This window comes from Leptolyngbya sp. FACHB-711 (assembly GCF_014695615.1).
GTDB lineage: Bacteria > Cyanobacteriota > Cyanobacteriia > Elainellales > Elainellaceae > Leptolyngbya_A.
Genome location: NZ_JACJOR010000174.1, coordinates 1 through 8,983, shown reverse-complemented (window position 1 = coordinate 8,983; position 8,983 = coordinate 1). Strand labels below are relative to the sequence as shown.

Annotated in this window: 5 protein-coding genes; all 5 read right to left on the bottom strand. The window is 48.8% G+C overall.

From position 1 onward, the window contains the following. On the bottom strand, nt 1–1,983 hold a 1,983-nt coding region (locus H6F80_RS06070), incomplete at its 3' end, for a YARHG domain-containing protein (RefSeq protein ID WP_190790695.1). A gap of 487 nt (nt 1,984–2,470) precedes the next feature. After that, nucleotides 2,471–3,826 carry a hypothetical protein gene (locus H6F80_RS06065; RefSeq protein WP_190790694.1) on the bottom strand — a complete coding sequence of 452 codons (1,356 nt, stop codon included), beginning with the start codon at nt 3,824–3,826 and terminating at the stop codon, nt 2,471–2,473. A gap of 104 nt (nt 3,827–3,930) precedes the next feature. Further along, nucleotides 3,931–5,379 carry a lipase/acyltransferase domain-containing protein gene (locus tag H6F80_RS06060; RefSeq protein ID WP_190790693.1) on the bottom strand — a complete coding sequence of 483 codons (1,449 nt, stop codon included), beginning with the start codon at nt 5,377–5,379 and terminating at the stop codon, nt 3,931–3,933. A gap of 78 nt (nt 5,380–5,457) precedes the next feature. Continuing rightward, nucleotides 5,458–8,112, bottom strand: a complete 2,655-nt coding sequence (locus H6F80_RS30275) for an NACHT domain-containing protein (protein WP_190790692.1) — start codon at nt 8,110–8,112, stop codon at nt 5,458–5,460. Nucleotides 8,113–8,234: 122 nt separating this feature from the next. After that, nucleotides 8,235–8,983, bottom strand: a 749-nt coding sequence (locus H6F80_RS06050) for a hypothetical protein (RefSeq protein ID WP_518523530.1), incomplete at its 5' end; no start/stop codon positions are given.

The following is an 8,983-nucleotide window of genomic DNA, read 5'->3' as shown; positions in this document are numbered from 1 at the left end:
ACTCAAGCTAGGATTTCTCTCCTTCTGAAACTTACAGATTGCTCGAAAATTTTGCCGCTCAAGCTCAGACATTTTGTTATAGACCTCACCGAAGCTAATGCCGGTCGGTTGATACCAGGGTTGAGCCTCAAATGCTGCCCGAAGTTCAGGGTTGTTAAACCTCAGTCCATATCTTGCAAAGAGAGAATTTCTTAAAATGTCTAGCTCAATTGCAGTTTTACCTTGCAAATCTTCCTCAGTCACTAATCGCTCAGATAACCAACCGTACTCAGATTGAACAAAAAACCAGCCATTATCGGGTGGACTTGGCTTGGAAGTTTGGGTAGGAACAGGTGGAGTGGGAGTGGGATTCGGGCTAGGACTAGGTGTCCGCTCAATTTCCTTCCAAGCTGCGATCAGCCTCTGCGCTTCTAGATAGGAAGGACTGCCTTCAGGAATAATCTGGGCTTTTTGCAAAGCCTCGTCCCTATTACCGTCCGCATAAAGCTCCTGTGCATTTGCCAGAATTTTTACCTCGATCGCTGCAATGTCCGCTTTCATTTTTTCCAGAAACCCGGGACTCTGGATTGTTGAAAGCAATTGCCTGCTGCCCTGCACATCCCACGCATTTGTCAAACTAAATTGGATCTTATTTCCCGTTTCTTTTTCTGCTGTCCAGGCTGCGATCGCTGCTTTCGCCTGTTCATGGTTAGGGCTATTGTCGGGAATGCCCTGAGCCCCTATCAATGCTCCGTCTAGATCGCCTTGGTCGTAAAGCTCGCGTGCCCGTTTCAGTAATGAATCTGACCATTCGGTGAGATAGGCTTTAGTCTGTTCAGCGACAGGACTATCAGCAGGAATCTTTGCAAGGACAGCGATCGCCTCTTTCCACTGATTCTTGTTAGCAAACTCCTTTGCCTGTTCTAGAAGCTCCTGATCGGACAGTTCTTTACTGGGCAGCTCCGAGTTAGGGGATTCCGCTGGGGCTGATGGTGGAAGAACTTGTGCCTGCTCTGTGTTAGATGGCTCTGTTTGGTTCAATGACCTCTGGCGATAAGTGTAGATCCCAATCGATGAAAGCAGCCCAGCCAGGATGCCGACGATGCTGACGATGAGCAGTGGAGTGGTGCGCCGACGACGTGAGGCAGGAACTTCTAGAAGACTGTAGGATGGCTGGCTCTGAGCCTGACTTTGAGAAATGCGATCGGAATTTTTTTCAGGTTGAGCCTGCACGCTTTCAGGCTGAGAGCTGATCAGTTCCTGAGCTAACTCCCACTGAATTTCTTCCTTTTTTTCTTGTGGAAGAGACGGGCTGGACTGAGGTTGCCATACGTTACCGAGAGACAGTCCTTGCCTTTTTTTGAGAATCGGCTTCAGGTGTTCTGGAATAATCGTGGTTTTGACTGCTTCAACCACCTCAGCTTTGCGAGTTAGATCTGGCGTGTCCGCCTGTGCCGCACTTCTGTGAGTGGGCGATCGCGCTGCTAATCGATTGGTAATTTCTAATTGAATTGCATTGCAGCCAAACGCATAAGCTTCCTCAACCGAACAGCCATATCCCAGTGCCCGATAAAATCCCTTAGAGAAGGCGATCGCGGCATCATCGCGAATTTCCTGCTCCATCCCGATCACATAATCAATGCAGTTGACGATTTCATTTGCTTGTTCGTTGGAATAGCAGGCGTTCAGCAAAACGCATCTGACTTTGCTGGAGAAAAGCCGAAACAAATCCCGCAAAGCTTCCGTTCCTACCCACTGCTCCCTGCCATCGTCGTCCTCTAGCACCAACCCTGCCGTACCGCCACCATGTCCGCAAATATGAACAATGTGGGGTTGATTTTCGAGGAGCAGATCCTGCAAATCCCCAACCCGTACTGCCAAAGCGTCTTCTACTTCAAATTGCTCTCGGTTGCGAGATCTTTCAATCACATGCTTTAATTCTCGAATTTCGCGATCGAGATTGAGGTCTTTGCGCGGGTTAGATGCCAGGATCAGGATTTTCATAGGAGTAGGGGGCAAAAGCGGTAGATGGCAGGGCGAATTCAACTCTAATGTCCATTTAAAGTAGTATTTCAACTCCTATCAAGCAAAATTCAGAAACAAAAACACTTGGCATTAGCAATCAATACAAACGTTCGCGAAGTTTTGCTGTGCTTCTGCCTGAAAAATCAATACTGCTAAAGGTCATCCCAATCAATATCTTTCAACGCAATCAAATACTCATTGCCATCATTCACACGAATGATCACTTGCTTTTTCGCAATTTGTTCTAGATCAAATGCCACTCTGCCTGCATTAAGCGTATTCGCCAGATTAATCGCAGCTTCAAAGTTAGCGTCAAAGGCTGAAATAGACTCAAAGGTGATGCTGTAGCGATCGGTTAACAGGATTTGATGGACGATCGTTTCTTTATCAATGCTGACATCAGTGGTGATTTTGCTGTTTCGCTCACGCCTTAAAATAATGCATACTAGCTACTTATGTCTTGGCTTCACTGCCGTTGCCCCTGTAAATTGCTGAGGCTGCGACTTGCAACATCGGCACTTAATCCCCACAGCAGCAGCGCCAGATAATCGCTCATAGGTCTGGCTCCGAAGGCATCGCCTTTCTCGATGTAGAGCGTGTTTAAGCCTGTAAGGGTCAAACCAGTGAGCAAGACCAGATAGAGCAACGGACGAACAAACCAGAAGGTCGCTTCAGCACGTGCCTGATCTGAAAACCCTGAGAGCGAGACCAGAAATTGCTGTAGCTGCTCGCTTCGGGTTGGAGGCTCTATTTTTTCCGCTTCCACGATCGCATTGCGTGCGCTTTTATCGAGATTGACAGCCACATTGTGGAGAGCTGCTGCCGTTGAGTCGGAATCATCTGCTGCGCCGCCGCGTCTCGTCGCACTGATCGATTGCAAAATTTCACTCACAGCGGTCGTTGCTGCATCATCTTGCCCCCGGGCAATGAGGTCTCGTGCAGTTTGGATTTGCCCAAAGGTTTCCTCGTCGATCAGATCATTTTGCTTTTGTTTCTCGTAAAGCCCATTCTCGATCGATCGCAGTTGATTCAGCACTGCCAGTCGGCTCTGGATGAGCGTAATTTGAGTATCAACCACTTCGAGCTGTTGCCGATAGACCCGCTTTCGGACGTCACGAATCATGGGGAGCAGAATTTTGCGATCCCCTGGATGCGCGTCTCGAATATCCTCCTCCAGTTGATACACCTTCTTGCGTGCCTTGGATTGAGGACCGCCCTGTTCCTGCATATATTTGAACAATTGCCCCAGAACAATACCGAGAAGCAGCACGAGCAAAGGCATCAGCGGACTCGATCGCACGCTCATATTCACGGGCAGCACGAGACGGTTACTTTGGTTTGCTTGAACCAGGTAAATTTTGCCAATGTATCGATCGGGCGGTATCACAGAACGGTTAATGGTCAGGGGAATCGTCGTAATTTGCTGGGCAGGGAGGGTGATTGGCTCCTGGGGCAGCGACAGGGCGTTACTGGTCAGCGGATAGAGGTTGAATTCTCCCCGGACGGAGACGGCTGAGCTGAGAATTTGAACTGGCGTTGCGGAGGGGTTGTCCAATTCCAGGCTCAGTTGGTTGAGTCGGCTACTGGCGGGCAGAAAAAGGCGGGACAAAAGGCAATTGATTGCCCTGCAATTGACCAGGCGAAGCTGAATCTGGTCTGTGCCCTGTAAGGGAATAACAGGAGGTTGATTGCCGATGACGGGTTGCCCCTGAGGAACAGATGGCACGTCAGGAGGGGCTGGAGCCTGCGGAGCCGTTTGAGCCGTTGCGATACTTTGCGATAGCAGGAAAGGAAGGAAAACAGGGAGTAAAAACCGTTTCATAGGTTATTGTCCTTCCTCTAACGGGTTGTCCCGTGAAGATAGTCTTTCGTTCTGTGCAGTGCTCATTCCTTTCTCTCCTCGTCTGTCTGCTTAATAACTGTCAATCAAACTCTCACGACTTCAAACACATCATGGACAGGTGTTGGAGCCTGCTCGTTCAAATTGTCTGCCTGCACCCTGACGCGATACAGTCCTGCGGGTAAGTCTTCGATCGCCAAAATCCATTCTTGCTCCTGCTCCACAAAATCGAGTTTCAGCGCAGGTCGCTTGCTCGACACCGATTCAATCTCAGCTTTCAGTTTTCCGGGGGCTGAGTCAGGTACACCGATCAATTTAGCTCGTAGAGCAACGGGTTCGTCTGCCAGATACAAATCATCCAGGCTCAAGCTAATGGCGGTTTGAGGGGTTTTCGCCCGAACATCGGATAGGGTGTACTGGCTCATGCGCAGCGTGTTGAGCAGGCTATCTAACACCTGAGCCTGATTTTGCAAGCCCCCATGCTGCTCCGCAATAAAGAAATTATCAAACTCCTTCGATCGCTCGATCGGGATCGCGGAAACCTTGGGAACCGTTCCATCGCCGTCACCCAGATCCGATCGGTTCTGTAACACGGCGGGTAAATCTTCAGTTGCCGTCAGTTTGCCGTTCATCAGAGTTGCAGATTGCAGCGTGGGCTGCTGAACGCCCGAAATCGGCACAACTGCCAGCGATCGCAGATAGGTTTCGTCCTGCCGATGCCGCTCGACTGCCGCCTCGATTTCTCGATGGAATGCCAGTGCATCCTGTGCCTTCATCTGATCAATATTCGGTAAACCCTCGACTTCTGCAATCCGATGATATTCTCCGTTGATGTTGATGACTTTGTAGATGGGCAAAAGCTGGTAGACGGAGGTGAACGATCGCATCACTTCGGTCAAATCCAGGAAAAGCTTCTTATAGCCATTTGCTAGAAAGTTAACGGCTTTCAACGAACCGCGATAGGGTGTGCCAAAGGTGAACAAAGCACGGCTATCCTGCCAGCCTTCTAACACTTCCAGGTAATAGCGAGAGATAAGCCCTCCCATGCTGTGCGCCATTAGAATTACTTTGGCATCAGCGGCTCCGCTACTTTCTCGCCAACATTTCAGCCGCTTATCAATCAGCTTTTTCAGAATTCGCGCATTCGCCCGACAATCTCGCCGCCAATCATAGGGAAACTGATAGAAGTTTGCGGCTTTATTATCGGGGTCATTGTAAATATCACCCGGAATGATATCAAAGTTATCAGTAATCAAACGTGTGGTTTTAGTATAGCCATCGATCTTCCAGAAGCCTGGAATAAGATGCGTATCTTGAATCAAACCTGTGGGGCGAATACCATCATCCAGATTGTCTACTTCAGAATTATCTTGAATTAGTTTGAGATTGCTGATTGTTTGGGTCGATCGGGTTAACACCTGCCAGATTGCCTGCCCGGAAACTGCCCAGAGATCTTTGCCATCCTTCTGCAGCGTGCTTCCCAAAATGCCGGGAAGGATGACGACCATATCTTTCATCGGAGCTTTACTCACCATGATTCGTTCTCCAAAAGCTGGATATCTTCACTTTTCTCTCACGCCAACTAGAATCCAACGCAGCCCTCTAGCTTAAATTTAGTTAAGATTCATTCGGGCAAAATGCTCTAGCAGCATTCGATGGAAAAAGACATAGCCACCCCCAATTTTTTTCATTAGGAGACGGTCTGAAGCAAAGTCAAGAAATTTGGCATAGTTTTGGGGAATGCGCCCTTTCTCGTGAAGCAACTGGCGTAAAGTGAGGTGTTGAATGCAAGCAATTCCACCATATTTCAACCCAAAAACCAGCCCAAGAATCAGCCCGTAAATCAGCACCAAACACAGCCCATCAATCAGCCCATAAATCGGCCCAAAAATCAGCCCAAAAATCAGCCCGTAAATCAGCCCATAAATCAGCCCAATGAAAAGGCCATTTCTTAGAGAGGTGCGAATTCCCTGATTCGGAACTGCTCGTTGAACGATGTCAGAGCTGCCCAGTCCGCTACCCAGCCCAAAACCTAGCCCAAAAATCAGCCCACCACCCAGCCCAAAAATCAGCCCATAACGCATCAGCCCACCAATCAGCCCAAAACCATACCACAGCCCACCAATCAGCCCACCAATCAGCCCAAAACCAACTCCACTAAACAATTCGCGAATAAATCCAGACTTTGCCCTTTGCCACGACCAACTCAGTTTCTCTAAAGGTAATATTTTTCGGGATAAGCTAATAATCAGCCCAACACTCAGCCCAACACCCAGCCCAACACTCAGCCCAACACTCAGCCCAATACTCAGCCCATTAAGCGGTTTACCACTCAGCTCATAATTTAGCCCAAAAATCAGTCCAGCAATCAGCCCAGCAATCAGCCCAACACTCAGCCCAGAAACTATAAAGGTTCTAATTCGATAAGCTCTTTCCTCGCTGCGATTCTTTAACCAGGTTGGCTGCATCTTCTCAATCAAAAATACCGTTTGCTTTTCCTGTACCATTCGACCTGCCAGCCAACTCAGCCAGCTCAGCACCTGATGCTTAGAATATTCTGAAGCAGCACCCCGCTCTAGCCTCCGACCGATATAAGTCTCAAATAAGTGTTGGCTGCGATGCGAAGTTGAGCGAAGTTCATCCCTCAACTTTTCCATTGACCACCCCTGGTATGCCGCACTCATAAAGTTTAAAATCAGTGGGGTTTGAGCAAACTGCTCCAGGTCAGAATTTTGTTTGAGCAAGGCTCTCAAACCTGCCAGAGATCCACCGACCTTGTCCAAAAACTCATACACCTGCTTAGGCGAGAGCGGCTGAAGGCAGAGGGCACTGCTAATCTGTAGGCGTTCGCTCAGGGCTTCGTAATCTCGCACCCGACTACAAACTGCTACCTCGGTCTGAGGAAACAGCTCTATAAACTCGTTCAAAGCCCGAACGCAATCGTTGCGATAGTCCTCTCTGACTTCATCCAGTCCATCCAGTAACAGAATAAGCTGCTGCTGAGTTATCCAGGGTTCACTCAACGACCTGGGAACCTGATATTTTTCTCGCAGTTCATCGATCAACCAATCGACGATTGATTTGCGCTCCTTTGCCCAGGACGACAAATTAAACACAACAGGCATTGGCAAAGTTAAATTCTGCTCACTGCGATCGATCAAGCGTTGTGCCAGTTGTAGCAGGGCAATCGTTTTCCCGGCTCCCGGCTCACCCAGAATCAGCAGCGTCCGTCCTCCGCCAATTTCCTCATGGATGCGCGTCTCCCGCAGTATCTCATAGGAGCTATCCAACTCCACTGCCAACGCTTCAATTCCCTGAAATCGATCAGCGATCGCATCCGGTCTGGCTGTTAGTTCAAGCTTGAGGGCATCAATTCCCTGAAGCGACGGCTTGAGAAATCCCTCAATCCAGAATTCCTTTACCTTGCCTAAAAGGATTTGACGCTGCTTGTACTCTGATTTGCCTAAAGCATTCGCAGTTTGAGCTGAAAACTGTCCAAAATTGTCATAAGCTGTTCTCGCTTGATCTTTATATTCTTTGCGATCAATTTCCTGCTGCACAAATTCAACGAACTGTAGTGAATGTTCAGAAGATGTTGCCAGAGGAATTTCCGGAGTTGAGCCGATCGCAATTTCCTCAATCGCTATCCACTCCCTTTTCTTTAGCAATACAGGCTTCAAATGCTCTTGTAGCTTAGGCTCAGACTGTGAAATCTCCCCAACGTATTCAAATTTGCGATACTGCTGACTGGCGGAGGAATTTGTTTCGCTCCAAATTTGAATTGCAATACAGCCTAACTCATACGATTGCTCGAGCGATTTTCCTGCCGCCAATCCCTGATAAAAGCCAGTGGCAAAGTAATAAGCAGCTATATCCAGAATGGGCTGACTCATACCCACCACATAGTTGACATGGGCAACGATCGCTTCTGCCTGACGATCGCTATCGCAAGCATTTAGGACAACACAATTAATCTCATCGGCAAAAGTCTTGAATAATCGCGCCAAAATCTCAGTACTAACAAACTGTTCTCGCCCCTGCTCATCCTGGAAAACTAACCCCTGTTCTCCTGCTCCATGCCCACAAAAATGAACCACTTGTGGAGAATGTTCTGCCAGCAGTCCTGGTAGTTCTTGTGAACGCACACCCAACCCAAGCCCAATTTCAAACTTTCCCAATCGCTGTACCGCTGTGACAAGATCTGAAACTTCTCGTTCCAGGTCAAGGTCGCGTCTCGGATTCGAGGAAAGAATGAGGAGCTTTGGCACTAGTTTCCATCCTGCGATAGCAATCTATTAATCATCTTAGTGTTGCTCACGATAAAAGTTTCTAGTAATGGCTAGTTTGCATGGAGGCAGAGGCGATCGAAATCTTAAATCGCTCCAATTTCCTATCGCTCCACAACAATTTGAATTTGCTTTGTCACCCACTCCTGCCTTGGGTCAACCACCATCGTTGCTGCTCTTGTCACCTGGGGAGCCTTATCTAAATCAGCCCCGATCGCCGCTAAAAGCTGATTCAGGGGATTAACGCCTTCGGCTTCGCCACGGGTGACAGCGTTTTCGGCTTCTAACGCCTGCTCCAGTTCAGCCCCTCTCGGCTCCTGCGGCTCATCTAGCGGCGGCAGCGTGAGCCAGCGAAAATCAGCCAATCCCTTTTGCACTGCAAAGACTTTCAGCGTTTCTTTGGTTTGCTGATAAAATTCGTCGTCTGGAACGCTCATTCGGAGCATGATTTCTTGCTTCTGTCCTCGCTCCAGGCTAAAGAAGGGTGACTCCATTCCCCCGATCGGAATCTGCCAGATTGCCCAGGTTGGATCAAGATCCAGGACAGCTACTTTCAGCGATTGCGATCCCTGATTGGTTAGACGAAGGATAACAACCTCATCATTTTTCACCACCAGATTTTGGAGAGTGTCAAAGGGTGTTCCGTCTTCTCTTAATAGCTCTACCTCGATCGCCTGACTCAGTTTCGACCCCGAATTATCCAGGCTTTGCACGGCTTGATACTTGGCGAGATGCACCAGGCGATCGACCACACGCTGAGGAGCCGTTGAGTCATCAATAGACAGTGGCGGTCTCAGATTTTGCAGGGGAGTGCCAATGTTGATTTCATATTCTCCTTCTCGACCCACCGCCA

Coding starts and splice junctions, on each gene's coding strand:
- H6F80_RS06065 (WP_190790694.1), bottom strand. CDS start 3,826: ATGAAACGGTTTTTACTCCCTGTTTTCCTTCCTTTCCTGCTATCGCAA.
- H6F80_RS06060 (WP_190790693.1), bottom strand. CDS start 5,379: ATGGTGAGTAAAGCTCCGATGAAAGATATGGTCGTCATCCTTCCCGGC.